Source organism: Streptomyces sp. Act143, assembly GCF_003143935.1.
Taxonomy (GTDB): domain Bacteria; phylum Actinomycetota; class Actinomycetes; order Streptomycetales; family Streptomycetaceae; genus Streptomyces.
Genome location: NZ_QFRX01000001.1, coordinates 2,816,820 through 2,843,329, shown reverse-complemented (window position 1 = coordinate 2,843,329; position 26,510 = coordinate 2,816,820). Strand labels below are relative to the sequence as shown.

Here is a 26,510-nt window from a genome sequence, read left to right as displayed (position 1 = left end):
GGACGGGGCTCAACGGGCCGGCCGGGCTGAACGGGAGCCGGGCGTGCGGCGAGTTCCGTCGCCGGGGGCTTGTGCGGGGTTCCTCGTACGGTCGCGCGGCACGGAGGTCCCGCGGGGTTCAGCGGTCCCGCGGTTGCCGGGCCGCCCACAGGCCGCGGACGTGGCCGAGGTGGCGGGTCATGACCTCGTGCACCGCCCGCTCGTCGCGGGCGATCAGCGCGTCGAGGAGTTCGAGGTGCTCCTCGGCGGAGGCGAGGAGGCGGCCGGCCTCGACGAGGGCGGTGAGCCCGTACAGCCGGGAGCGGGCCCGCAGGTCGCGGACCACCTCGACGAGGTGGGCGTTGCCCGCGAGGGCCAGCAGGCCGAGATGGAAGCGGGTGTCGGCCTCGACATAGGCGACGAGGTCACCGGCCGCGGCGGCCTGGACGATCTCGCGGGCCGCGGGCCGCAGCGCCTCCAGCTGGACCGGGGAGGCGGTCCCGGCCAGCCCCACCACGGTCGGGATCTCGATGAGACCCCGGACGTGGGTGTACTCGTCGAGCTGCTGGTCGGAGACCTCGCTGACCCGGAACCCCTTGTTGGGGACCGTGTCGACGAGGCCCTCCTTGGCCAGGTCCAGCATGGCCTCGCGCACAGGAGTCGCCGAGACGCCGAACCGGGCGGCGAGGGCGGGCGCCGAGTAGACCGCGCCGGGCAGCAGCTCACCGGCGATCAGCGCGGCCCGCAGCGCGTCGGCGACCCGCTCGCGGTAGCTGCTCTTCTTGCCGCCCAGCGTGGGCAGGGCGGGGGCCGGGGGAGCGGCGGCGGACGGAGTGGGCTGGGTGGCGGCCATGAAGGGGATCTCCTCGTGCGGGCGTCGCGACACGGATGTGCAATGTCACGCACCACCAGTATCTACGCGCCGCACGCCGGCGTTGACCGACGGTCCTAGAGCACGAACCCGGCCGGGAACGGGTCGGTCGGGTCGAGCAGGTACTGCGCGGTGCCCGTGACCCACGCGCGGCCGGTGAAGCTGGGCAGGACGGCCGGGCGGCCGGCGACCTCGGTGGTGCCGAGGAGGCGGCCGGTGAACCGGGTCCCGATGAAGGACTCGTTCACGAACTCGGTGTGCAGGGGGAGTTCACCCCGCGCGTGCAGCTGGGCCATGCGGGCGCTGGTGCCGGTGCCGCACGGGGAGCGGTCGAACCAGCCGGGGTGGATGGCCATGGCGTGCCGGGAGTGGCGGGCGGTGGCGCCGGGGGCGAGCAGATGGACGTGGTGGCAGCCGTGGATGGACGGGTCCTCGGGGTGGACGGGCTCCTCCTCCGCGTTGATCGCCGCCATGAGGGACAGCCCGGCGGCGAGGATGTCGTCCTTGCGGGCACGGTCGAAGGGCAGACCGAACTGCTCCAGCGGCAGGATCGCGTAGAAGTTGCCGCCGTACGCCATGTCATAGGTCACCGTCCGCCCGTCGGCGAGGGTGATCTTGCGGTCGAGGCCGACGGAGAACGACGGCACGTTCCGCAGGGTGACGTTCTTCGCGGCGCCGTCCTCCACCGCGACCTCGGCGACGACGAGTCCCGCCGGGGTGTCGAGCCGGATGGTGGTGACGGGCTCGACGACCTCGACCATGCCGGTCTCCACGAGCACGGTCGCGACGCCGATCGTGCCGTGCCCGCACATCGGGAGGTACCCGGAGACCTCGATGTAGACCACGCCCCAGTCGCAGTCCGGGCGGGTCGGCGGCTGGAGGATCGCGCCGCTCATCGCGGAGTGCCCGCGTGGCTCGTTCATCAGCAACTGCTTGATGTCGTCGCGGTGTTCACGGAAGTACAGCCGCCGCTCGTTCATCGTGGCGCCGGGGATCGAGCCGATACCACCCGTGATCACCCGGGTGGGCATGCCCTCGGTGTGCGAGTCGACGGCGTGCAGGACGAGTTTGCTGCGCATGGTGCGGTCTCCTTCGCGAGCTGCGGGGGGTTACGCGAGTCCGGCGGCGACGGCCTTCTCGGTGGCGGCCCGCACGGCGGCCTCCTGCTCGGGCAGCAGCGGCACCCGCGGCGGACGGCAGCCGCCGCCGTGCCGGCCGACGATGTCCATGGACAGTTTGATGGCCTGCACGAACTCGACCTTGGAGTCCCAGCGCAGCAGCGGGTGCAGCTGCTGGTAGAGCTTCTTGGCGGTGCCGAGGTCCCCGGCGACGGCGGCCCGGTACAGCTCGACGCTCGCGCGCGGCAGCGCGTTCGGGTAGCCGGCCACCCAGCCCACCGCCCCGGCGACCGCCAGCTCCAGCAGGACGTCGTCGGCGCCGATCAACAGGTCCAGTTCCGGAGCGAGTTCGGCGAGCTGATAGGCGCGGCGGACGTCCCCGGAGAACTCCTTGACGGCGTGGATGTGACCCTCGCCGTGCAGCTTCGCCAGCAGCTCCGGCACCAGGTCGACCTTGGTGTCGATGGGGTTGTTGTACGCCACCACCGGCACGCCCGCCTTGGCGACCTCGGCGTAGTGGGCCAGCACCGAACGCTCGTCGGCGCGGTAGGCGTTGGGCGGCAGCAGCATCACCGCGGCGCAGCCCGCGTCGCGCGCCTGCTCGGCCCAGCGGCGGGACTCCGCCGAGCCGTAGGCGGCGACCCCCGGCATCACCCGCGCCCCGCCGATCGCGGTCACGGCCGTCTCGACGACCTTGGCGCGCTCCTCCGGGGTGAGCACCTGGTACTCGCCGAGGGAGCCGTTCGGCACGACGCCGTCACAGCCGTTCTCGACCAGCCAGGCGCAGTGCTCGGCGTACTTGTCGTAGTCGACGGAGAGATCGTCGTTCAGGGGGAGGGCGGTGGCGACGAGGACGCCGCGCCAGGGGCGGGACGAGGGAGTGATGGTCATCGGAAGGCTCCTCCACATGGTGTGTGACATAGCACTGATGGCAAAAGGCTAGGCGTCGTCTCCGGGACCGTCGTCCTCCGAAGCGCGGGGCTCCCCGGCCCGGGCGAGCACGCCCAGCGGTACCGGCCGGGCGAACGGCCGCCGCGCCGCCGTCTCCGGGCAGCCGGCGAGCCCGGCGACCGCGGAGCCGCACATCCGCCCCTGGCACCAGCCCATCCCGGCCCGCGTCAGCAGCTTCACGGTCCGCACGTCCCCGGCACCGAGCTCGGTCACGGCCTCGCGGATCGCGCCGCCGGTGACCTCCTCGCAGCGGCACACCACGGTGTCGTCGGTGACCTGTTCGGTCCAGTGCGCGGGCGGCGCGTAGACCTCGTCGAGCGCGGCGGAGAACCTGCGCAGCGCGGTTCGGGCACGGGCGGCACCGGCCCACTCGCATGGGTCCGGCTCGACCCCCGTCAGACGCGCGGCGGCGGACCGTCCGGCGATGTGCCCCTCGGCGAGCGAGAGAGCCGCACCGCCGATCCCGGTGGCCTCACCCGCCGCCCACACCCCCGGCACATCGGTGCGCTGCTCGTCGTCCACGTGCACCGCGACCCTGTCGACCCGGCAGCCCAGGCCCTGGGCGAGGTCGGTGTGCGGGAGCATGCCGTGGCCGACGGCGAGCGTGTCGCAGGGGATGCGGCGCCCGGTGCCGGGCCGGACCCGGCCGGCGTCGTCGAGCGCGGCGACGGTCACGGCCGCCAGCCGGTCGGTGCCGTGCGCCTCGACCACGGTGTGGTGGGCCAGGGTGCGCACCCGGTGCCGCGCCAACCGCGCCGCGTATCCGGCGCCCTCGGCGAGCTTGGCGGGCTGGGCGGCCAGCGCGCGGGCGTGTCGTACGAGATCCGCGGGGCGCGCGGACTCCACCAGCGCGGCCACCCGGACCCCCGCCGCCGCGAGCCCGGTCGCGACGGGAAGGAGCAGCGGTCCCGTCCCGGCGACGACGGCCGTGTGTCCGCTCACCGCGAGCGTGCCCTTGAGCATGGCCTGCGCGCCGCCCGCCGTGACGACACCGGGGAGGGTCCAGCCGGGGAAGGGCAGCACCTTCTCGTAGCCACCGGTGGCCAGCAGGACCGCGTCCGCGCGGACCTCTACGGGCTCGGTCTGCTCCGGGCCCAGCAGCGCGTGCACGGTGAAGCCGCCGGAGCGACGCTCGACGAGCCAGACGTGATGGTCGGTCAAGTGTGTGACAGAACTCTGCTGTTGATGTGTGCGCAGCCCATCCCGCAGTCGCTGCCACGTCCGCCACTCGTGATGCAGGGCTTCGGGGCGTCGTGCGCCTAGCTCACGCGCGGGCTGCCGGTAGAACTGGCCGCCCGCCTCGGGCGCCGAGTCCACGAGGGTGACCCGTACACCGTGCCGGGCGGCGGCCAGCGTGGCGGCCAGCCCCGCGGGACCGGCGCCGATCACCGCCAGATGCGGCCGTTCAGCCGTCATGACCTGTCCCCTCCTGCGTGCGGATCGCGTCGCCCGGCTTCAGCGGAACGAGACAAGCCCTCTGGTTGGGGCGGTCGTTGACGGTGACCAGGCAGTCGTAGCAGACGCCGATGCCGCAGAAGACGCCCCGCGGCCGGCCCTCGCCGCGCGTGCTCCGCCAGGAGATGATCCCGGCCGTCCACAGCGCGGCGGCGGCGGTCTGACCGGGCAGCGCCTCGATCTCGCGCCCGTCGAGAGTGACGGTGAACGCGGGCCCGGGACGGGCCTGGGCCAGTTCCAGGGGGTTCACGCGTCCTCCTCGGTGGGGGCGAAGCGGTCGGGACGGAACGGGGTCAGATCCAGCTCGGGCGCCTTGCCGCTCAGCACCTCGGCGATCAACTGCCCGGTGCCGGTGGCGAGTCCGATGCCGGCGCCCTCGTGCCCACAGGCGTGGACGAGACCGGGGACGCGTGGATCGGGGCCGATCGCGGGGAGGTGATCGGGCATGTACGGGCGGAATCCGAGGTAGGTGCGCATCGCCCGGACCTCCTCCAGGAACGGGAACAGCCGGGTCGCGCCCGCCGCCAACGCCCGTACGGCGGGCAGCGAGAAGGACCGGTCGAAGCCGACCCGCTCCCGGCTCGCGCCGATCAGGACCGGCCCGGCGGCCGTGCCCTCCACCACCGGCGAGGTCTGCAGCGCCGCCGAGTCACTGGCCACGTCGGACACATAGTCCGCGGCATACACCTTGTGGCGCACCCGGCACGGCAGCGGCTCGGTGACCAGTACGAAACCGCGCCGGGGCAGGACGGGCAGGCGCACGCCCGCGAGGTCGGCGAGTTCACCGCCCCAGGTGCCGGCCGCGTTCACGACCGTAGGCGCGTGGATCTCGCCCCGGTCAGTGCGCACGCCGCGCACGGCACCGTCGGCGCCGCGCGGTACGTCGATCACGTTCCAGCCGGTCAACAGGCGTGCGCCTGAAGCCCGTAGGAGATGGGCGGCGGCCAGGGTCGGCATCACCTGGGCGTCCTGGGGGTAGAGCACGCCACCGGCCACGTCCGGTGTCAAGTACGGCTCAAGCTGCCGGAGCCGATGAGGATCGACGCTCACCGCCTCGACCCCGGCGGCTCGTTGCCCGGCGGCGAACTCCTCCAGGGCGGTGAGCCCTTCGGGGGTGGAGGCGACGACGACACCGCCCTTGGGTTGGTACTCGAAAGCGGCCCCCAGCCCCGGCTCGGCCGCCAGCTCGGCCCACAACCTGCCGGACAGCAGGGCGAGTTCGAGTTCGGGCCCCGGCTCCTTGTCGGAGACCTGCAGATTGCCCTCACCCGCACCGGTCGTGCCCCCGGCCACCGGGCCGCGGTCCACCACGGCGACGTCCAGCCCGGCGCGAGAGGCGTACAGGGCACAGGCCGCGCCCACCATCCCTGCCCCGACTACCACGACATCGCAGGTCAGTCGCTTGGTCACGCCAGTACTATGTCACATGGTGCTGCTGACGAGGAAGAGCCGGCGCCGCGACGCAGTTCTGAGGGGCCGCCGCCCTGACAGGCAAGGTCGCCAAGGATGGGCACGCCCTGTCGCTCGCAGACGCGGACGATCCGGTGGGTGCGAGCAGTGGGCGAGCCGAATGCGTCAGGTTGGAAGGCCAACGAGGCCCCCGAGCAGCGTGGTTGAGACGTCAGACATCTCGATCAGCAGCCCGGGGGCCTCGCTCGTCGCGCTGTGCACCTCAGTGCGGGAGAGCCGTCACGTCATGTTCGGTGGGTTCCCCGGTCGCGTGGTCCCGCAGGCCGGCACGTCCTCCAGCCAGGCCGGTCCCTGGAGGAAGATGTTGCTGATCCAGCCGCCGTAGTCCGGAAGGTAGGACCAGGCGCTGTTGGTGATGCCCTCGGCTGTGACCGACTGTCCCTGGGCCTGGCATGTCACCAGCACGTCGGTCGGAGCGGTGAAGGTGTGCACGACATCGGTAGCGGTGGAGGAGTCCTTGCGGACCTTGACGTCCGAGGCCCACATCCGGTGGCCGCCGTTGCCGGCCGGTGTCCCGCTGCTGCCGCACGTGGGGACCCCGTCCAGCCAGGCCGGTCCCTGGAGGAAGATGTTGCTGATCCACGCCTGGTGGTCCGGCAGGTAGGACCACGCGTCGTTGGTGTAGCCCTCGGCGGTCACCGATTCCGCGTGCTTCTGGCAGGAGACGGTGACCCGCGTCGGGCCGGAGAACACCGGACCGAGCGGGGCCGAGACGCTGGGACGCTGACGGGTGTTCACCCCCGTGCCCCAGGTGCTGAACTGGCCCGAGCCGCCGCCCGTGTTGCCGTCGCAGGCCGGGACGCCGTCGAGCCACTCCGGGCCCTGGATGTAGATGTTGCTGACCCAGCCCCGGTAGTCCGGCAGGTAGGACCACACGTCGTTGGTGTAGCCCTCGGCGGTCACGGACTCGGCCCGCTTCTGGCACTGGATCACGATGGACATCGGTGCGGAGAAGGTCGCCACCGGGGTGCCGCCGCGGGACGGCAGCGGGCGGACGTTGACGCTTGTGCCCCAGGTGCTGTGGCGTCCTGAGCCACCGCCGGGGTCGCCGTCGCACGCCGGGATCCCATCGAGCCAGGCCTTGCCCTGGACGAAGATGTTGTTGACCCAGCCGCCGTAGTCGGGCAGGTAGGACCAGGCGTCGTTGGTGTAGCCCTCGGCGGTCACGGACTCGCCGTGCTTCTGGCACTTGATCGTGATGGCTGTCGGGCCGGCGAACGTCGTGACGACCGAACCGCTCAGCGCGGGAGCGGAACGGACGTTGACGTCCGTGCCCCAGGTGCTGTTGGGGCCGCCGCCGCCCGGTGCCGCCGCGTCACCCGAGAGGCGGATCGCGCCGACGTAGTTCCGGTGGCTGGTGAAGTCCGAGACCATGATCTTGGTGTCGGACTCGCGGGCCTCGACGACCTTGCCGTCGCCCAGGTACATCGCCACATGGTGGATGGGGGACCCCCAGAACACGAGGTCGCCCGGTTTGAGGGGCGCGGTGCCGTCGGCCGCGGTGAAGCGTGCCGCGGCGGGCAGGGCGAACTCCTGGGCGGCGGTGCGCTGTCCGATCATGTCGTGGCCGACCGCCTGGGACCAGGCCCAGCGCACCAGCCCCGAGCAGTCGAAGCCCTTGCGGTACGGGTCGTTCTTGCTGCGCTCCGGGTCGGAGACGTCGACGAAGCCGTAGCTCGCGCCAGGCGCCGGCCCGTGTCCTCCGCCCCACGAGTACCAGGTGCCGGCCGCGACCTGCGAGCACGCGGCCTGCACCGCGTATCCGGCGGCCTGGGTCGGGGCGGTGACGGTGACACCGCAGTCCTTGCCGGGGTTCCAGGCGGGAGTGGGCGGCACGGACGGAGTGCCACCGCCGCCGTCAGGGTTCTGGGCGAGGCGCCAGCCCAGCTGTTGGCCGTACTCGCGCAGGACGTTGAAGCCGCTGCAGCAGTTCATGTAGCTGGTGTGGGTGGCCGAGGTGAGCTTGGCCTGTATGACGGACTGCACGGTCTCCTCGTAGATCGTGCTGCATACTCCGTCGCCGTCACGGCAGATGTCGCGGGTGACGCCCTGGAAGCTGATCGGCACCGCCTGTCGGCGCAGCATGCCGCGCAGCCCGTTGCCACTGACCATGCGCCCGCTGTCGGTGATGTTCTGCGCGTAGGACTGGCGTCCGTCACGGAACGGGTCGGCGATGAGCAGGGCACCGCGGACGGCCTGGGCGACGTGACCGTGACGCTCGGAGATCAGGTGCATCCCCATGTTGATGGCGCCGGCGCCCTGTGAGTAGCCGACCAGGCCGATCCGCGTCGACGGGCAGCGTTGGTAGGTGTTCGTCACCAGGGTGTCCAGCGCTTCCGCGCCGGTCTTGACCGAGTCCCACCAGTGGAAGATGTCCTCCGGAGCGACGGCGGGGTAGACCAGAGTGGTGGTCGAGATGTCGGAGCGGGCGTGCCCGTAATGGGACACCAGGAGGTCGGCGGCGGCCTGTGCAGCGGGCCCCGCGGTGTTGCCCATCCCGTATGGGCCCTCGTAGCCCTCAGCGGACCCGCGTACACCGATGATGGTGACCTTTGTGCACACCGGGTCATCGGCCCGCGCGGCCGGGACGAGGGGGCTGAGCAGGCCGGTCAGCAGCGCCACGGCGGTCAGCAGGGTCACCAGGATGCCGCGGGCGGCGGGTCTGGAACGTGTCATGTCAGGTCTCGCTTTCAGCACAGGAGCAGCCCTTCCATCCGGTCGGTCTGATGGTTCAGGTAGTAACTGGCCATGCAGTCACGGCTGTTGTCGGCTGAGTCCACCCACACCCGGTACGGGTCACCACCGACCACGAACACGGCGCGTGGTGCGCCGACCTGGGCCTGCACGTTCGGGCAGCGATCGACGCTCGGCGCGGTCCTTCGTTGCGGAGGTGGGGCGGACAGGGTGGGGGTGGCAGGGAACCGGTGTCGCTTCGACCGCCCCTGACCGGCTGCGGAGCAACGTTTTCGAGTACGGCTTTACGCACTCTCTCCTCCTGGTCGCTGGGTTCCTGTGCCGCTTGAAGCGGTCACTGACTAGCACCACGAAACAGAGGCGCGGAGTTGCACGGGGCTTGGGGGCAACTCCGCACGACGCGGTTCGTCTCCGTCGGCGCCTGCGGTAACGGATGGGCTGCTCCGGCCCAGCGGGACCGGATCAACCGAGGCGGCTTCCGGGCCTCGGCTGGTTTCCCCCTCACCCGCCCCCACTGCTCCCGGCCGGATCCGGGGCGCGCGCCGACCGCGTCCCGCCCCTGAACCTGTCCTCGGGAGCGCTGAAGAGCGACGGCACGCACGGCACGAACCGAACCGGCAAGGTCTGTATCCAGATCGAGGTCCTGGGACGTGCCGCCTCCCTGTGGACGAAGGGTTTCGGCCCGGAGGCGTAGCCGGACTTCCGGAGGCTGCCGGCCGCGACACGCGCGCACGGTGTCCCGGACGTGTGGCCCGTCGGGGCCCCGCCCGCCACCGCTGCCGCCGCGACGGAGCGTCCCAGATTCACCTGGGAGAAAAAGAGGGCGGCCACTGCGGGCACTCCCAGATCCCCGGCCAGGACCACTGGGAGCCGGGGGGCATCGAGACCGGGATCGTGCCCGGCAGGCCCAGCCCCGCCTACGGGGGAACCGCTCCGGGCGCCGGATCCGGTACCGACGTCATGGAGCCGGGCGACACCCTGACGTCCATCGCGGCAGCGCACTGGACCACCGTGGCTGTTCCGCTGTCCCTCAACGCCCTCAAGATCTCCGTGGGGCGGAAACCGCAACTGCCGACGGCCGGTCCGGCGAAGCCGCCGGCGCCGCGGTACGAGCCGTTTCCCGGGACGGCGTTCTTCCGCGCCGGTCACCGCAGTCCCCTCGCCGGCGCCCCCTCGGAAAGCGCCTGGGTGGAGTGGCGGCGGGTGCCGGAAGGCGGATGAGCCTCGACCGGGCGGGCGTCAGAGCTTCGGGATCTTCAGCGCGGCCCCAGTGGAGCAGGGCTAGTAGCCCGCCGCAGGCCCGAAGTCCCGGAGACATCCCAGAGATGCCGCCCCACCCCTACCTGACCGGTTGAGCACAGGTCAGACGGGATGCGGCGGCACCCTCGCATCAAATGTCGCGGAAGATCTCGATCTGCGCCCCGACGGAGTTGAGCCGCTCCGCCAGATCCTCGTACCCCCGGTTGATGACGTACACGTTCCGCAGCACGGACGTGCCCTCTGCCGCCATCATCGCCAGCAGGACCACCACGGCGGGGCGCAGGGCCGGCGGGCACATCATCTCGGCGGCGCGCCAGCGGGTCGGGCCCTCGACCAGGACGCGGTGCGGGTCCAGCAACTGCAGCCGCCCGCCGAGGCGGTTGAGGTCCGTCAGGTAGATCGCCCGGTTGTCGTAGACCCAGTCGTGGATCAGCGTCTGGCCCTGCGCGGAGGCCGCGATGGCCGCGAAGAACGGGACGTTGTCGATGTTCAGGCCCGGGAACGGCATCGGGTGGATCTTGTCGATCGGCGCTTCGAGCTTGCTCGGGCGGACCGTCAGGTCGACCAGGCGGGTGCGGCCGTTGTCGGCGAAGTACTCCGGCGTGCGGTCGTGGTCGAGGCCCATCTCCTCCAGGACCGCGAGCTCGATCTCCAGGAACTCGATGGGGACGCGCCGGACCGTCAGCTCCGACTCCGTGACCACCGCCGCCGCCAGCAGGCTCATCGCCTCGACCGGGTCCTCGGAGGGGGAGTAGTCGACGTCGACGTCGATGGTCGGCACGCCGTGCACGGTCAGGGTCGTGGTGCCGATGCCCTCGACCTTGACGCCGAGCGCCTCCAGGAAGAAGCAGAGGTCCTGGACCATGTAGTTGGAGGACGCGTTGCGGATGACGGTGACGCCGTCGTGCCGCGCGGCGGCCAGCAGCGCGTTCTCGGTCACGGTGTCGCCGCGCTCGGTCAGCACGATCGGACGGCCGGGGGAGATCGCGCGGTCCACCTGTGCGTGGTAGAGGCCCTCGGTCGCCGCGATGTCCAGGCCGAAGCGGCGCAGCGCGATCATGTGCGGCTCGATGGTGCGCGTGCCGAGGTCGCAGCCGCCCGCGTACGGCAGCTTGAAGCGGTCCATGCGGTGCAGCAGCGGGCCGAGGAACATGATGATCGAGCGGGTGCGGCGGGCCGCGTCCGCGTCGATCGCGCCCATGTCCAGCTCGGCGGGCGGCACGATCTCCAGGTCGACGCCGTCGTTGATCCAGCGGGTGCGCACGCCGATGGAGTTGAGCACCTCCAGCAGGCGGTAGACCTCCTCGATGCGGGCGACCCGGCGCAGCACCGTGCGCCCCCGGTTGAGCAGGGAGGCGCACAGCAGTGCCACGCACGCGTTCTTGCTGGTCTTGACGTCGATGGCGCCGGAGAGCCGGCGCCCGCCGACGACCCGCAGATGCATCGGGCCCGCGTAGCCCAGAGAGACGATCTCGCTGTCCAGCGCTTCACCGATGCGAGCGATCATCTCAAGGCTGATGTTCTGGTTGCCGCGCTCGATGCGGTTCACCGCGCTCTGGCTGGTGCCGAGCGCCTCCGCGAGCTGCGACTGTGTCCAGCCACGGTGTTGCCGGGCGTCACGGATGAGCTTGCCGATGCGTACGAGGTAATCGTCTGCCATGAGGTTGAGGCTATCTCAGATATGAGATGGCACATCCCGGCGGGACCATTCGGGTGATGGTCCGTCAATGCCGCTTATGTGTACGGGTGCGGCGCCATCCGAAAGGTCCGGGCAAATCGACCGATGTCGTACGACGTCCGGTGCTGCTGTGGGTGTGCCGTGGACCGCTCTTTCCGCCGCCCGTGGTGATGGACCAGGAGCGCCGGTTGATGTTCAGCCGTACGCCGGGCAGGATGCGGAAACTCTTGCGGAACGTCAGGGGCATGCGTACGCCTCCCTCCGGGGGGTCTGGAACGTACCTGTCGGCTACCCCGACTTGGCGTACTGATGGCAGAACTCCACCGGCTCCTCGAAAGTGACCGATGCCACCGGGGCGGCCGTGACGAGGTACCGGTGCCGTGACTCCTGCCCGTCCTCCGTCCGCAACTCCAGCAGCCCCGGCGCCGGGCACCGCCACGTCAGCCGTGCGACCCACTCCCCGCCGAGGTTGGCCAGCAGGCTCCAGCCCGTACCGTCGGCCCGCAGCTCGAACTCGGACGTCTCCATGACGCCGTGGTCGAAGGGGGCGCTGCTCCAGTGGCCGAGGAGTGCCTTGTCCAGGCCCGTCCGGGCGCCGGCGGCGTCCTGTTCGGCGAGCCGGCGCAGCGACGCGACGCGGGTGGCCCCGAACGCGACGACCCGCGGGCCGTGCATGAGCGCGCCGAGGCCCCCGGCCAGCTCGATGCCGACATACGGGACGCCGTCCCTCGTCACGTCGTGCAGATGCAGGCCGGTCGGTCGGGCGGTGTCGTCGACGGCCACCGCGGCCGCGAGGTCGTCCGGGCGCAGGGTGTGGACGAGGTGGGCGCGCAGGGCGGGCCGGAGCCCGGCCGTCATCTCGGGCAGATGCCTCACGGCCCAGTCGGCACGGTTCACGCGCCACCGCCCGAGCGCCTCGCCCTGCCCGCGCCGAAGCTGCCGTCCCGCCGGATAATCACCGGGTGAGCCTACGGCCTGTGGTGAAGGTCCCGCCTGCCCCGCCCTTCGGGCGTACGACGCGACTTTCACCACCGGCCCGGTCGTGTGAGGTGTCACAAACGGAGGGCGGGCATGACCATTCCGACCCCATGTACTAGAGTTATCTCGACATCGAGATATCTGCCGAGGCGTACCGCAGCCGCCACCCCGCTTAGGGTTACCTAACTTAGCCTTACCTTAGCGGATCGGCCAAGTCGTCGTGGCGGCAGGATGCGGTGGGAACGCGCACATCAATGAAGGAGACTGTCGTGTCGGCGAACAGCTTCGACGCCCGCAGCACGCTGCAGGTGGGCGACGAGTCGTACGAGATCTTCCGGCTGGACAAGGTGGAAGGCTCGGCTCGCCTTCCGTACAGCCTGAAGGTGCTGCTGGAGAACCTCCTCCGCACCGAGGACGGCGCGAACATCACCGCCGACCACATCCGTGCTCTCGGCAACTGGGACTCCCAGGCCCAGCCGTCGCAGGAGATCCAGTTCACGCCCGCCCGCGTGATCATGCAGGACTTCACCGGCGTCCCCTGTGTCGTCGACCTCGCCACCATGCGTGAGGCCGTCAAGGCCCTCGGCGGCGACCCGGCCAAGGTCAACCCGCTGTCCCCGGCCGAGATGGTCATCGACCACTCCGTCATCGCCGACAAGTTCGGCACGTCCGACGCCTTCAAGCAGAACGTCGACCTGGAGTACGGCCGCAACAAGGAGCGCTACCAGTTCCTGCGCTGGGGCCAGACCGCCTTCGACGACTTCAAGGTCGTCCCCCCGGGCACCGGCATCGTCCACCAGGTCAACATCGAGCACCTGGCCCGTACGGTCATGGTCCGCAACGGCCAGGCCTACCCCGACACCCTCGTCGGCACCGACTCGCACACCACCATGGTCAACGGCCTCGGTGTGCTGGGCTGGGGCGTCGGCGGCATCGAGGCCGAGGCCGCGATGCTCGGCCAGCCGGTCTCGATGCTCATCCCGCGCGTCGTCGGCTTCAAGCTGACCGGTGAGCTCACCCCGGGCACCACCGCCACCGACCTCGTGCTCACCATCACCGAGATGCTCCGCAAGCACGGTGTGGTCGGCAAGTTCGTCGAGTTCTACGGCGAGGGCGTCGCCGCCACCTCGCTCGCGAACCGCGCCACCATCGGCAACATGTCGCCGGAGTTCGGCTCCACCGCCGCGATCTTCCCGATCGACGCCGAGACCATCAACTACCTGAAGCTGACCGGCCGCAGCGAGCAGCAGCTGGCGCTCGTCGAGGCGTACGCCAAGGAGCAGGGCCTCTGGCTCGACCCGGCCGCCGAGCCCGACTTCTCCGAGAAGCTGGAGCTGGACCTGTCGACGGTCGTCCCGTCGATCGCCGGTCCGAAGCGTCCGCAGGACCGCATCGTCCTCGCCAACGCCGCCGAGCAGTTCAAGCTGGACGTCCGCAACTACGTCGACGTCGTCGACGAGGCGGGCCAGGAGTCCTTCCCGGCCTCCGACGCCCCGGCCGTCGCCCCGAACGGCGCCCCGTCCAACCCGGTCACCGTGACCGCCCCCGACGGCTCGACGTACGAGATCGACCACGGTGCGGTGACGGTCGCGGCCATCACCTCCTGCACCAACACCTCCAACCCGTACGTCATGGTCGCCGCCGCGCTCGTCGCGAAGAAGGCCGTGGAGAAGGGCCTGACCCGCAAGCCCTGGGTCAAGACCACCCTCGCCCCGGGGTCGAAGGTCGTCACCGACTACTTCGACAAGGCCGGTCTGACGCCGTACCTCGACAAGGTTGGCTTCAACCTCGTCGGCTACGGCTGCACCACCTGCATCGGCAACTCCGGCCCGCTGCCGGAGGAGGTCTCCAAGGCCGTCAACGACCACGACCTGGCCGTGACCTCGGTCCTCTCCGGCAACCGCAACTTCGAGGGCCGGATCAACCCCGACGTCAAGATGAACTACCTGGCCTCCCCGCCGCTGGTCGTCGCGTACGCCCTCGCGGGCTCCATGAAGGTGGACATCACCAAGGACGCCCTCGGCACCGACCAGGACGGCAAGCCGGTCTACCTGGCCGACATCTGGCCCACCGAGGCCGAGGTCAACGACGTCGTCGCCAACGCCATCGGCGAGGACATGTTCTCCAAGTCCTACCAGGACGTCTTCGCGGGCGACGCCCAGTGGCAGGCGCTGTCGATCCCGACCGGCGACACCTTCGAGTGGGACGCCGAGTCGACCTACGTCCGCAAGCCCCCGTACTTCGACGGCATGACGATGGAGACCACGCCGGTCACCGACATCACCGGCGCCCGTGTCCTCGCCAAGCTCGGCGACTCGGTCACCACCGACCACATCTCGCCCGCCGGCGCCATCAAGGCCGACACCCCGGCTGGCCAGTACCTCACCGAGCACGGTGTGGAGCGTCGTGACTTCAACTCCTACGGCTCCCGCCGAGGCAACCACGAGGTCATGATCCGCGGCACCTTCGCCAACATCCGCCTGCGCAACCAGATCGCGCCGGGCACCGAGGGCGGCTACACCCGCGACTTCACGCAGGACGGCGGCCCGGTCTCCTTCATCTACGACGCGTCGCAGAACTACCAGGCCGCCGGCACCCCGCTGGTCATCCTGGGCGGCAAGGAGTACGGCTCCGGCTCGTCCCGCGACTGGGCCGCCAAGGGCACCGCGCTCCTCGGCGTCAAGGCCGTCATCACCGAGTCGTACGAGCGCATCCACCGCTCGAACCTCATCGGCATGGGCGTCCTGCCGCTGCAGTTCCCGGCCGGCCAGTCCGCCGACTCCCTCGGCCTGACCGGCGAGGAGACCTTCTCCATCACCGGCGTGACCGAGCTCAACAACGGCACCACCCCGAGCACGGTCAAGGTCACCACCGACACGGGCGTCGAGTTCGACGCGGTCGTCCGCATCGACACCCCCGGTGAGGCCGACTACTACCGCAACGGCGGCATCATGCAGTACGTGCTGCGCAGCCTGATCCGCAAGTAGTCCGCAAGGGCTTCGGAGGGCCGTGTTCCCGGTGACGGGGGCACGGCCCTCCGCCGTACCCGAGCGCGAACGTCCCAGGTCATCACGCAGCCTCAGGTGGAACACAGGGTTCTCCCAGCGGACCGGGACACGATCGGGACATGACTGGCAGCGCTGGGTACCGAAACCGCCGCGTCCGCGTGCTCATCGTCGACGACGAGCCCGCGCTCACCGACGTGCTCTCCGCGGCCGTCGAGGAGGCGGGCTGGCGGGCCTACCCCGCGCCGGACGGACAGACCGCGCTGGAGGTCGCCCGCGGCTGTGCCCCGCACGCCGTCGTCCTCGACGGGATGCTCCCCGACCTCGACGGCCTCCAGGTGCTGCGCCGCCTGCGGCACGAGAACCCGAGGCTGCCCGTCCTCATGCTCACCGCGCGCGACGCCCTGGAGCACCGGCTCGACGGACTCGGCGCCGGCGCCGACGACTACGTCACCAAGCCCTTCTCCCTGGAGGAGGTCGTCCTGCGGCTGCGCGGACTGCTGCGCCGGGCCGGCGCCCGGCAGAACCCCGCCGACGCGTCCGTCCGGGTCCTCGGCGACCTGGTCCTCACCGAGGAGACCCGGGAGGTGCACCGCGCGGGCGCGCCGATCCAGCTCACCGCCAAGGAGTTCGACGTGCTCGGCCTGCTGCTGGACCACCCGCGCCAGGTGCTGAGCAAGGCCCAGATCATCGACCACGTCTGGAGCACCTCCTTCGACTGCGGCGGCAACCTCGTCGAGGTCTACATCTCCAGCCTCCGCCGCAAGATCGACCGCGGCCGGGCGCCGATGATCCACACCGTGCGCGGCCTCGGCTACACCATCCGGCCGGCGGAGGACGGCGGATGACCGCCCGGCGGCGCCTGCGCTCGATGCGCTCGCGCCTGCTCCTGTTCATCTCGCTCGCCCTGGCCGCCGTCTGCGCGGCGATGGCGTTGACCACCGTGCTCGTCCAACGCGCCTACCTCTACGGCAACGTGGACGAACGAGTGGAGAACTCCGCCGCGCGCTGCCTCGGCGGTGCCGCACTGCGGCCCCAACTCGCGGACGACCTGGGCTTCCTGCACGAGCAGGGCCACCCGACCGGCATGGTGGCCGCCCGGCTCGACGACGACGGCGACATCGTCAGCGCCGCGGTCGTGGAGAGGGAGTTCACGGCACAGCAGCTCACCGCCGCCCAGCGCGCCGCCCTCGCGGGCATCGCGGCCGACGGCTCGATGCACACCCGGACCGTTCCCGGCCTCGGCACGTACCGGATCACCGCGGTCGAGCGCGACGGTGTCCGCGTCCTCGTCGGCATCCCGATGGACGACGTGCGGCAGATGATCAACGGGATGGTCGTCGCGGAGGTGGTCATCGCGGCCGTCGGGCTCACCGTCGCCGGATGCGTGTGCGCGGTCGTCATCCGCCGCCAACTGCGCCCCCTCGGCCGGGTCGCCGGCACCGCGGTCGAGGTCTCCCGCGCCCCGCTCGGCAGCGGCCGGGTGGGCGGTCTGACCCGCGTCCCCGAACACGACACCGACCCCGACAGCGAGGCCGGCCAGGTCGGCGCGGCCCTCAACCGCATGATCGACCACGTCGAGTCGTCGCTGACCGAACGCCAGCGCACCGAGGAACGCATGCGCCGCTTCCTCTCCGACGCCAGCCACGAACTCCGCACCCCCCTCGCCTCCATCGCCGGGTACGCGGAACTGATGAACCGCGGCACGGACCGCATCGAGCCCGGGACGGCCTGGCGCCGCGTCTCCGCCGAGTCGGCCCGGATGACCGGCCTGGTGGAGGACCTGTTGCTGCTGGCCCGGCTCGACGAGGGCCGCCCGCTGGAGTCCGCCGAGGTCGATGTGGCGGCGCTGGTCGCCGAGGCGGTGTGGGACGCGCGGGCCGCGGGCGACAGCCATGACTGGCAGCTCGAACTCCGCCTCGGCGCCGACCCGTTGGTCACCGGTGACGCGGGCCGTCTGCACCAGGTGGTCGCCAACCTGCTGGCCAACGCGCGCATGCACACGCCCCCGGGCACGACCGTCGTCGCGGTCGTGGAGACCGGGGACGCCCAGTGTGTCGTACGGGTCCGCGACAACGGCCCCGGCATCCCGCCCGCCCTTCTGCCCACGGTCTTCGAGCGGTTCACGCGCGCCGACGCCTCCCGCACCCGCGTGGACGCCGCCTCGGGGGGCTCCGGCCTCGGCCTCGCCATCGTCGCGGCCATCACGGCGGCACACAGCGGGCGGATCGACGTGGAAAGCACGCCGGGACGGACGGAGTTCACGGTACGGCTGCCCGCGGCGGCGGAGAGCCCGGTGGCGCTGTCGGCGGAGGGGGCGCGGGCGGGACAGGGGGCCTGAGACGGGTTCGATGCACCTCGACCCGGTCGACACCCAGCCCCGGTGCACGCTCCGCACGGCGCCCTGCCGGGCCCGGCGACCGCCGCGGTGCACACTTTGCACGGCGCCCTGCCGGGCCCGGCGACCGCCGCGGTGCACACTTTGCACGGCGCCCTGCCGGGCTAGGCGACCGCCGTGGTGCACGCTCCGCACGGCGCCCTGCCGGGCCCGGCGACCGCCGTGGAGGCCGTCCGGCCGGTGCCGCCGTAGCCGTACCCTTTCCGCGTGACCTCCCCCGACCTCCTCCTCCGGGCCCTGCGCGACCCCGGCGACCCGCCTCTCCGCCCATTGCCGGACCGGGCGGCGGAACTGCTGCGGGAGCTGGACGCGCCGCCTCGACTGGCCGCGCACCTGAGAGCGGTGCACGACGTGGCGTACGGCCTCGTGGAGTGGCTGGCGCGACGGCATCCTCACCTCCCGGTCGACCGCGAGGCCGTGCTGTTCGGCGCGGCCACGCACGACATCGGCAAGACCGTGCACACCGCCGAACTCTCCGGCCCCGGCTCGGCGCACGAGGCGGCCGGCCGCGAGCTGCTGCTGCGCCATGGCGTCGCCCCGGCCCTGGCCCGTTTCGCCGCCACCCATGCGAGCTGGACCGCGCCGGACGTCGGCATCGAGGACCTGCTGGTCAGCCTCGCCGACAAGGCGTGGAAGAACAAACGCGTCCCGGAGCTGGAGGACCTGGTGGTCAGGACGCTGGCCGAGGCGAGCGGGCGGTCGGCGTGGGAGGAGTTCCTCGACCTCGACGACCTGTTGACGGAAGTGGGGGAGGGGGCGGAGGAGCGGCTGGCTTTCCAGGGGGCGTATCCGGTGTGACCGGGACGCCCGCCGGGGTCAGAAGCCGACGAGGCCGTCGAGGTCGATCTCGACGGGGAACGGCAACTCGGTGACGAGCTTGTCGTGGTGCACCGGGTGCGAGGGCGCGGGGAAGTACGTAAGGGTGTCCGCGTTGAGCCAGTACTCGTGGACCGCGAGCTTCTGGTTGCGGTCCAGTTCGACGCGCCAGTAGTACGGGACCTTGTTGGTGGCGAACAACGCGGGCTTGCGTACGCGGTCGTCCTGGCGGGAGCCAGGAGAGACGACCTCCACGACGAGGGCGACCTTCCCCACCGGGACACACTCGAGCTCGAAGAAGTCCAGCTCCCGGGGGTCGAAGACGATCACATCGGGCTTGGGCGTGTTCTGGGCGTCGACCATCACGCACTGCTCGGCCACGACCTCGTACGGCTGGGTACGAACCGCCTCTGGACCGGACACGATCTTGTCCCGCACACGGTTGTGCCAAGACTTGGTCTGTCCTCGGACCACGATCCGTCCGTCCACGAGTTCCCAGTCGAAGGGCAGCTCCAAGTCTTAGACCTGGTCGAAGGTCCAGCCGTCGGCCGGCGGGAACATCCAGGTGTCCGCGGTGGCCTGTCCCCGCCGGGCGTCGTCATCACTGCTCCCATGGACGCCGGTCTGGACGCCGATACGCGGCGTGATCGTTACGTACGAAGGTACCGCCACCCGAACCGGCGACTCCATGGAACACCGTTGACCCCGAACCCTCCCGCGCCAACCGTTTACACCCGCCCCCGTTCGCGCTACCTTCCGCAACAGGCGGGGTGGGAGCGCTCCCATACGGGTGGACCGGAACCTGCCCGAAGGGATCGGCCCGCCCCGCTCACCGCACGCACGCATCCGTACGGCCCGTACTTCAAGGAACGGACTGGACTGTCATGATCCTGACAAAGTCGGCGGCGTCTCCGGGGCGCCGATTAACAGCCCTCGCCGCGCTGGCGCTCCCCACCCGCGCCAGAGCCCTCTTCCTCGTCCTGGTCTCCCTGCTCGCCACCGTCCCCGCCGTCGCCCTGGTCGTGACGGCCGGCGGGCAGGCGCAGGCCCACGGCACCCCGATGAAGCCCGGCAGCCGCACCTTCCTGTGCTGGCAGGACGCGCTGACCGACACCGGTGAGATCAAGCCGGTCAACCCGGCCTGCAAGAACGCCCAAGCCGTCAGTGGTACCACGCCGTTCTACAACTGGTTCTCGGTGCTCCGCTCCGACGGCGCCGGCCGCACCCGCGGTTTCGTGCCGGACGGCGAGCTGTGCAGTGGCGGCAACACCAACTTCACCGGCTTCAACGCCCCCCGCGACGACTGGCCGTTGACCCACCTCACCTCGGGCGCGACCGTCGACTTCTCCTACAACGCCTGGGCTGCGCACCCGGGTTGGTTCTACGTCTACGTCACCAAGGACGGCTTCGACCCGAAGAAGACCCTCACCTGGAACGACATGGAGGACCAGCCCTTCCTCTCCGCGGACCACCCGCCGCTCAACGGCACCCCGGGCACGGTCGAGGCCAACTACTCCTGGACCGGGCAGCTTCCGTCGAACAAGTCGGGCCGCCACATCATCTACATGGTGTGGCAGCGCTCGGACAGCGCGGAGACCTTCTACTCCTGCTCCGACGTCGTCTTCGACGGCGGCAACGGCGAGGTGACGGGCATCCATGAGCCGGGCAATCCGACCGACCCGGTCCCCGGCACCTGCACCGCCACCCGCAAGACGACCGGCAGTTGGAGCGGCGGTTACCAGTCCGAGGTGACCGTCACCAACTCCGGCGACGTCCCGATGCTGGGCTGGATGGTCGACTGGACGCTCCCGGGCGGCCAGAAGGTCGACAGCCTCTGGAACGGCAACGCGACCTACACCGGACAGGACGTGATGGTCCACAACGCCGACTGGAACGGTTCGTTGAGCCCAGGACAGAGCACCACGTTCGGGTACGTCGTGACCGGCTCCGGCGGTGACACGGCCACCACGCTGCCCTGTCGGGTCGGTTGACCCCCGGCTGACCCGAGCCGCCGCGCGCGGACCCGGTGGACACCCCCACCGGGTCCGCACGTCCGGGCAGGTGAGGGGGAGTCCCTGCCCGGGGGTGGAGTGGCTCTGGACGGCGACACCGTCGCTGGTCGGACAACGTTGTCGAGAGGTCTAAACCTCATCCTATCGTGTCAACGGACCACCACGTCAAACGAGTTGGGTTGATCCATCCAGGTGGTGCCGCCGTGCCGTCGCCCGTCCGGCCGCGACTCCGCGTGGTACGGCTGACGCACGTGATGCCCCTGATGCTCGCCGCCGTTGTGACGCTGGCCTTCGCCGGTGTCGTGCCCGCGCACCCCGAGTCCCCGCAACCTCCCTCGCGCCCCGGACTCCTCGACGACCCCACCCGCTACGTCGACCCCCTCATCGGCACCAGGAACGGCGGCAATGTCTTCCCGGGCGCCGTCACCCCGTTCGGCATGCTCTCCTGGAGCCCCGAGAACACCCGTGGCGACGCCACCCGCACAGCGGCCCCGGGCGGCTACCACTACGACGCCGCCCGCATCCGGGGCTTCAGCCTCACCCACATGTCCGGGACGGGATGCGCGGGCGGCAGCGGCGACATCCCCTTCTTCCCCTACGCCGGACAGGTCGCCTCCTCGCCCGCGAGCGACACCGGGGACACGGTGTACGCCGCCGACTTCGACCACGCCGACGAGACCGCCGAACCCGGCCACTACCGGGTCACCCTCGCGTCCGGCGTCACCGCCGACCTCACGGCCACCGCCCGCACCGGCGCGGCCCGCTTCACCTACCCGGCCGACCGGCCCGCCTCCTTGCTGATCCGTACCGCCAACTCCGAGGTGGGTTCGACGGATTCGACGGTCGAGATCGACCCGGCGACCCGTACCGTCTCCGGCTCCGTCACCTCCGGCAACTTCTGCGGCCACCTCGACCCGGAGGGCCGCCGCGCCTACTACACCCTGCACTTCACCGCCCGCTTCGACCGCGCCTTCAAGGCGGCGGGCACCTGGCGGGACGGCCGGCTCGACCCCGGGTCCCTCGCGGTGAGCGGCGGCACCGGTGGCTTCGCGGGCTCCGGCGGCGCCGGCCGGCCGGTCGCCGGGAAGGGGGCGGGAGGATACGTCGAGTTCGCGCCGGGCGCCGGGCCGGTGAACGTCAAAGTAGGCATCTCGTACGTCGGCCGGGCGGGCGCCGAGGCGAACCTGGCGGCGGAGAACCCGCCGTACCGCGGTTTCGGCGACGTGCGAGAGGCGGCCCGCCGCGCCTGGCGCGAGGACCTCTCCGCCGTCCGGGTCGGCGGCGGCACGGACGCCGAACGGACCACCTTCTACACGGCCCTGTACCACTCCCTCCTCCACCCCAACGTCATCAGCGACGCCGACGGCCGCTACCGCGGCGCCGACGGACAGGTGCACAGGACCCGGCGGCGGGCCCAGTACGGCACCTTCTCCGGGTGGGACGTCTACCGCGACCAGCTCCAGCTGCTCACGCTCCTCCAGCCGCGCACCGGGTCCGACATCGCCCAGTCGCTGTACGAACTCGCCCGGCAGAACGGCGGGATCTGGGACCGCTGGCTGCACGGGGCGGCCGGCACGCACGTCATGAACGGCGACCCGTCGACCGTCGCCCTGGCCGGCATCCACGCCTTCGGCGGGACCGACTTCGATCTGCGCGGCGCACTGGACTCGCTGGTCCGGGCGGCGACCGTACCGACCCCGCAGGACCTCTCCGCGGCCGGGCGGCCCGTGCTCTCCGTCGGTCAACGGCCGTCCCTCGACCGGTACTTGCGACATCACTACATGCCGTCCGTGTCCAACGCCTGGGGCGGTGCCGCGGAGACGCTGGAGATGTCCGGCGCCGACTTCGCCCTCTCGCGGCTCGCCGCGGCGGCGGGGGAGCGGGATACCGCCGCCGAGTTCGCCCGGCGTGCACAGTGGTGGCAGAACAACTTCGACAGCGCCGCCCACCCGACCGGCGGCTACATCGCCGACCGCGAGGCCGACGGCAGTTGGGTCAGCGGCTTCACCCCGGACACCGGCAACGGGTTCGTGGAGGGGACCGCCGCGCAGTACACCTGGATGGTCCCGCACAATCCGGCGGGGCTCTTCGCCGCGATGGGCGGGCGGGGCGTGGCCCTCGACCGGCTCGATGCCTTCTTCCACGCCGCGGACGGCAGTTGGGCCTTCACCGGGAGCGGCGGCGAGAAGTCCGAGCTGGCCAACGAGCCGTCGATCAACGTCCCCTACCTGTACGTCTACGCGGGTGCGCCCTACCGGACGCAGGAGACCGTGCGCGCCGCCATGCGGCAGCTGTGGTCGACGCGGCCGGACGGCATCCCCGGCAACGACGACCTCGGGGCGATGTCCGCCTGGTACGTCTTCTCCGCGCTCGGCATGTACCCGCAGGTCCCCTCCCGCGCCGAACTCGTCCTCGCCTCACCGCTGTTCCCGCGGATCGAGATCGACCGCCCGGACGGCAACGACATCTCCGTCCGGGCGGACGGCGCCGCCGCCGGCTCGCCGTACATCCGCTCCCTGCGGGTGGACGGACGGGTCAGTGAACGGCCGTGGCTGCCCGCCTCCTTCGTGCGGGACGGCGGTCGCCTCGACTACACGCTCGCCGGCGCGCCCGACCGCGGGTGGGGTGCGGACCCCGACGCCGCCCCGCCGTCGTTCCGCGAGGGCGAGCGGTCCTGCCGGGACGGCGTCGGACCGACCACGGCTCACATCGGCGACCCGCTGAACAACGCAGCCAGCCAGTCGAGTTGGCGCCGCACATGGACCGCGTCGCCACCTTCGTGACCGTTGTACGGGTAGGCGTGGAGCTCCGTGCGGGGGGCGGCGCCGGACAGCTCGGCCCAGCGGTTGAAGGCGGCGTACGCGCCGCTCGGCGGGCAGACCGTGTCACGCAGACCGACACCGAAGTGGGCGGGGGCGTGGGCGCGGCGGGCGAAGGAGATGCCCTCGACGTAGGACAGGGTGCGGTACGCGGCCTCCGCCGCGCCGCGGTGGACGGAGAGGTAGGTGCTGATCTCGCCGTACGGGTGTGCGTCGGTGAGGTCGAGGGCGCGGCGGACGCCGCACAGGAGCGGGGCGGTGACCAGGGCCGCGGCCAGGTCGGGGACGAGTCCCGCGACGGCCACGGCGAGGCCGCCGCCCTGGCTGTTGCCGACGGCGACCGTGCGGGAGGCGTCCACGCCGGGCAGGGCGCGGACCGCGCCGACCGCCCGGACGGCGTCGGTGATGAGGCGGCGGTAGTGATAGTCGCGGGGGTCGAGCAGGCCGCGGACCATGGGGCCGGGACCGCCGGGCGCCTGGGCGTGCGGGTCGGGGGTGGCGCCGCCGCTGCCGTACTGGTCGCCCTGGCCGCGGTTGTCCATGAGCAGCACCGCGTATCCGGCGTTCACCCAGGTCAGGCGCTCGTGCGGGAGACCGCGGCCACGGCCGTAGCCCGCGTACTCGACGACGGCGGGGAGGGGTTCCCGTACCCCGGCGGGGCGGGTGAACCAGGCGCGGACCGGGTCGCCCGCGAAGCCCCGGAACGTCACGTCCCAAGTCTCTGTCAGCCGCAGTCCCGACGCCACCGGAACCGCGCTCACCAACGGGTCCGCCTGCGCCGCCTCCTTGAGGGTGTCGCGCCAGAACTCGTCGAAGTCGGCGGGCTCTTCGGGCAGCGGACGGTGGTGCACGAGCTCCGTCAGGGGCAGGTCGAACGCGGGCACGGGACACCTCGCAGGAGTCGGACGACAGAGGGAAACTTGCGGAGATCACTGCGTCTGGCTCCCGGGTTCTACCCCGTGCACACGGCACTTCAACTCTCCATCCGCGCCTCAAAGGGCCGCTGCAACACCCATTGACAGCGCTTTCTGACTGCCTCTAAGTTGCCGCGAAGTTACCGGTAAGAGTTCGAAAGTTTCGGTTCGACTGCCCCTCCCGATCGGTTCAGCTCCCCCCTCCCCTCCTGAGAGGACCGAGCATGAGCACGTCCACGAAGTCGGCCTCTCCGCCGGGCGTCCAGGACCCGCCCGCGCCACCGCCACCCCCGAGGCCCTCCGCACGCGTCACCTGGAGGCGGGCGCTGCGCCGCGACTGGCAGCTGTACTCGCTGGCGCTGCTGCCGCTGCTGTTCTTCCTGGTCTTCCGCTATCTGCCGATGCTCGGCAACGTCATCGCCTTCCGGCGCTTCGAACCGGGCGGCTCGATGTTCGGCGAGCAGTGGGTCGGCCTGCGCTATGTCGAGATGTTCCTCAGTGACCCGACCTTCTGGCAGGTCTTCCGGAACACGCTCTGGCTCGGCGGACTGACCCTCGTCTTCTGCTTCCCCATCCCGATCGTGCTGGCGCTGCTGCTGAACGAGGTGCGCAGGCGGGCCCTGAAGCGGTTCGTGCAGTCGGTGTCGTACCTGCCGCACTTCCTGTCGATCGTGATCGTCGCGGGCATCACCTTGCAGATGCTCGCCACGGACGGCCCGGTCAACCACGTCCTGGGCTGGTTCGGGCACGACGAGATCCGCTTCATCCAGGAACCCGAGTGGTTCCGCACGATCTACGTCGGCTCCGAGATCTGGCAGACCGCCGGCTGGGGCACGATCCTCTACCTCGCCGCGCTCACCACCATCGACGAGGACCTGTACGAGGCAGCCCGCATCGACGGCGCCGGCCGCTGGCGGCAGACCTGGCACGTCACCCTGCCCGGCATCCGCCCCACCATGATCACGCTGCTGATCCTCAACGTCGGCACGTTCATGGCGGTCGGCTTCGAGAAGGTCCTGCTCCTCTACAACCCGCTGACCTACCAGTCCTCCGACGTGATCTCGACGTACGTCTACCGGACCGGCGTCGAGTCCAACAGCTTCAGCTACGCCGCCGCCATCGGCCTGTTCGAGGCGGTCATCGGCCTGGTCCTGATCACCTCCGCGAACCAGCTCTCGCGCCGCACGGTGGGGACCAGCCTGTGGTGAGGCCGAGCCGCTCCTACCGGGTGTTCCAAGGCGTCAACGGGGTGATCCTGACCCTCGTCGTGGCCGTGACCCTGTACCCCTTCCTCAACATCGTCGCCCGGTCCTTCAGCGGCGAGCGGCAGATCCGCGCCGGTGAAGTCACCCTGTGGCCCAAGGGGTTCGACCTCACCACGTACAGAATCGTCTTCCAGGACTCCATGTTCTGGCGGAACTACGGAAACACCGTCTTCTACACGGTCGTCTCCACCGCCGTCGCCATGATCCTGACGACCTGTTACGCCTACGTCCTGTCGAAGAAGCACCTCAAGGGCCGCACCGCGCTCGTCGGCGTCGCCGTGTTCACCATGTTCTTCACCGGCGGGCTGATCCCCAACTACGTGCTGATCACCACCCTCGGCCTGAAGAACAGCGTGTGGGCGATCGCCCTGCCCAACGCGATCAGCGTGTTCAACCTGCTGGTGATGAAGGCCTTCTTCGAGAGTCTGCCCGGCGAGCTGGAGGAGGCCGCGCAGATCGACGGGCTGAGCACCTACGGCATCCTGCTCAAGGTCGTGCTGCCGCTGTCCAAGGCGGTCGTCGCGACCATGGTCCTGTTCTACTCGGTGTCCTTCTGGAACTCCTGGTTCAGCGCGTTCCTGTACATGGACAGCTCGGACCTGATGCCGGTCACCGTCTATCTGCGGAACATGATCCTCGGCGCCACCGGCGGCTCCACCGCGGGCGCCGGGACCGAGCAGCTCAGCCAGGTCGGCGCGAACATCCAGGCGGTGACCATCGTGCTCACCTCGCTGCCGATCCTCTGCGTGTACCCGTTCGTCCAGCGCTACTTCGTCTCGGGCGTGATGCTCGGCGCGGTCAAGGGCTGAACCCCTGACGTGCGACCG

The 26,510-nt window shown here is 71.0% G+C and carries 21 protein-coding genes and 2 pseudogenes; 9 read left to right on the top strand and 14 right to left on the bottom strand.

Going from position 1 to position 26,510, the window contains the following annotated elements:
- Window positions 1–118 precede the first annotated feature (118 nt).
- From DI272_RS12680 to DI272_RS45970, 8 genes and pseudogenes are all read right to left on the bottom strand, one after another.
- Complete coding sequence (locus tag DI272_RS12680; RefSeq protein ID WP_109495472.1) at window positions 119–832, bottom strand: GntR family transcriptional regulator; 714 nt, start codon at window positions 830–832, stop codon at window positions 119–121.
- 95 nt (window positions 833–927) lie between these two features.
- On the bottom strand, window positions 928–1,929 hold the full coding sequence (locus DI272_RS12675; protein WP_109495471.1) for a proline racemase family protein: 1,002 nt from the start codon (window positions 1,927–1,929) through the stop codon (window positions 928–930).
- Between the two features lie 30 nt (window positions 1,930–1,959).
- Window positions 1,960–2,859, bottom strand: a complete 900-nt coding sequence (locus DI272_RS12670; protein WP_109495470.1) for a dihydrodipicolinate synthase family protein — start codon at window positions 2,857–2,859, stop codon at window positions 1,960–1,962.
- Between the two features lie 48 nt (window positions 2,860–2,907).
- A complete protein-coding gene (locus DI272_RS12665) occupies window positions 2,908–4,335 on the bottom strand; it encodes an NAD(P)/FAD-dependent oxidoreductase (RefSeq protein WP_109495469.1) in 1,428 nt (475 codons plus the stop codon).
- Window positions 4,325–4,624, bottom strand: a complete 300-nt coding sequence (locus tag DI272_RS12660; protein ID WP_109495468.1) for a (2Fe-2S)-binding protein — start codon at window positions 4,622–4,624, stop codon at window positions 4,325–4,327. The genes DI272_RS12665 and DI272_RS12660 overlap by 11 nt, the downstream gene beginning before the upstream one ends.
- A complete protein-coding gene (locus tag DI272_RS12655) occupies window positions 4,621–5,784 on the bottom strand; it encodes an FAD-binding oxidoreductase (protein ID WP_109495467.1) in 1,164 nt (387 codons plus the stop codon). Before DI272_RS12655 ends, DI272_RS12660 begins: the two co-directional genes overlap by 4 nt.
- 62 nt (window positions 5,785–5,846) lie before the next feature.
- Window positions 5,847–5,930: pseudogene (locus DI272_RS12650) on the bottom strand (IS5/IS1182 family transposase); the annotation flags it as partial.
- 133 nt (window positions 5,931–6,063) lie between these two features.
- Window positions 6,064–8,520 carry a cutinase family protein gene (locus DI272_RS45970; RefSeq protein WP_109495466.1) on the bottom strand — a complete coding sequence of 819 codons (2,457 nt, stop codon included), beginning with the start codon at window positions 8,518–8,520 and terminating at the stop codon, window positions 6,064–6,066.
- 765 nt (window positions 8,521–9,285) lie between these two features.
- Here DI272_RS45970 and DI272_RS44140 point away from each other — a divergent pair.
- A complete protein-coding gene (locus tag DI272_RS44140) occupies window positions 9,286–9,759 on the top strand; it encodes a hypothetical protein (RefSeq protein WP_146238324.1) in 474 nt (157 codons plus the stop codon).
- A gap of 169 nt (window positions 9,760–9,928) precedes the next feature.
- On the opposite strand, the gene DI272_RS12630 is transcribed toward DI272_RS44140, so the two are convergent.
- The 3 genes from DI272_RS12630 to DI272_RS12620 form a co-directional block, all read right to left on the bottom strand.
- The gene (locus DI272_RS12630; protein WP_109495463.1) at window positions 9,929–11,458 is read right to left on the bottom strand and encodes a UDP-N-acetylglucosamine 1-carboxyvinyltransferase; all 1,530 of its coding nucleotides are present in this window, start codon (window positions 11,456–11,458) and stop codon (window positions 9,929–9,931) included.
- Between the two features lie 64 nt (window positions 11,459–11,522).
- Window positions 11,523–11,723, bottom strand: a complete 201-nt coding sequence (locus tag DI272_RS12625; protein ID WP_109495462.1) for a DUF4236 domain-containing protein — start codon at window positions 11,721–11,723, stop codon at window positions 11,523–11,525.
- A 41-nt stretch (window positions 11,724–11,764) separates the two neighbouring features.
- Window positions 11,765–12,373, bottom strand: coding sequence for a hypothetical protein (locus DI272_RS12620; protein WP_109495461.1), 609 nt, complete (start codon window positions 12,371–12,373; stop codon window positions 11,765–11,767).
- A gap of 350 nt (window positions 12,374–12,723) precedes the next feature.
- On the opposite strand from DI272_RS12620, the gene acnA reads away from it, so the two are divergent.
- From acnA to DI272_RS12600, 4 genes are all read left to right on the top strand, one after another.
- Window positions 12,724–15,441, top strand: coding sequence for an aconitate hydratase AcnA (acnA, locus tag DI272_RS12615; protein ID WP_109500813.1), 2,718 nt, complete (start codon window positions 12,724–12,726; stop codon window positions 15,439–15,441).
- 140 nt (window positions 15,442–15,581) lie between these two features.
- On the top strand, window positions 15,582–16,307 hold the full coding sequence (locus DI272_RS12610; protein ID WP_109495460.1) for a response regulator transcription factor: 726 nt from the start codon (window positions 15,582–15,584) through the stop codon (window positions 16,305–16,307).
- Entirely contained in the window at window positions 16,304–17,800 is a 1,497-nt protein-coding gene (locus DI272_RS12605; RefSeq protein ID WP_109495459.1) for a HAMP domain-containing sensor histidine kinase, read from the top strand. Before DI272_RS12610 ends, DI272_RS12605 begins: the two co-directional genes overlap by 4 nt.
- A gap of 264 nt (window positions 17,801–18,064) precedes the next feature.
- Window positions 18,065–18,655, top strand: a complete 591-nt coding sequence (locus tag DI272_RS12600) for an HD domain-containing protein (protein WP_109495458.1) — start codon at window positions 18,065–18,067, stop codon at window positions 18,653–18,655.
- Between the two features lie 18 nt (window positions 18,656–18,673).
- On the opposite strand, the gene DI272_RS12595 is transcribed toward DI272_RS12600, so the two are convergent.
- Window positions 18,674–19,189, bottom strand: a complete 516-nt coding sequence (locus tag DI272_RS12595; RefSeq protein ID WP_258314536.1) for a Uma2 family endonuclease — start codon at window positions 19,187–19,189, stop codon at window positions 18,674–18,676.
- A gap of 3 nt (window positions 19,190–19,192) precedes the next feature.
- Complete coding sequence (locus DI272_RS45240) at window positions 19,193–19,345, bottom strand: hypothetical protein (RefSeq protein WP_258314535.1); 153 nt, start codon at window positions 19,343–19,345, stop codon at window positions 19,193–19,195.
- Between the two features lie 212 nt (window positions 19,346–19,557).
- On the opposite strand from DI272_RS45240, the gene DI272_RS12590 reads away from it, so the two are divergent.
- On the top strand, window positions 19,558–20,664 hold the full coding sequence (locus DI272_RS12590) for a lytic polysaccharide monooxygenase (protein ID WP_258314534.1): 1,107 nt from the start codon (window positions 19,558–19,560) through the stop codon (window positions 20,662–20,664).
- 275 nt (window positions 20,665–20,939) lie between these two features.
- Window positions 20,940–23,390: pseudogene (locus DI272_RS12585) on the top strand (GH92 family glycosyl hydrolase); the annotation flags it as partial.
- Here the strand turns inward: DI272_RS12585 and DI272_RS12580 are convergent.
- Entirely contained in the window at window positions 23,390–24,388 is a 999-nt protein-coding gene (locus DI272_RS12580; RefSeq protein ID WP_109495457.1) for an acetylxylan esterase, read from the bottom strand. The pseudogene DI272_RS12585 and the gene DI272_RS12580 overlap by 1 nt on opposite strands.
- A 254-nt stretch (window positions 24,389–24,642) precedes the next feature.
- Between DI272_RS12580 and DI272_RS12575 the strand changes: the two genes are divergently transcribed.
- Both DI272_RS12575 and DI272_RS12570 read left to right on the top strand, forming a co-directional pair.
- A complete protein-coding gene (locus DI272_RS12575; RefSeq protein ID WP_109495456.1) occupies window positions 24,643–25,626 on the top strand; it encodes a sugar ABC transporter permease in 984 nt (327 codons plus the stop codon).
- The gene (locus DI272_RS12570) at window positions 25,620–26,492 is read left to right on the top strand and encodes a carbohydrate ABC transporter permease (RefSeq protein ID WP_109495455.1); all 873 of its coding nucleotides are present in this window, start codon (window positions 25,620–25,622) and stop codon (window positions 26,490–26,492) included. Before DI272_RS12575 ends, DI272_RS12570 begins: the two co-directional genes overlap by 7 nt.
- Window positions 26,493–26,510 lie beyond the last annotated feature (18 nt).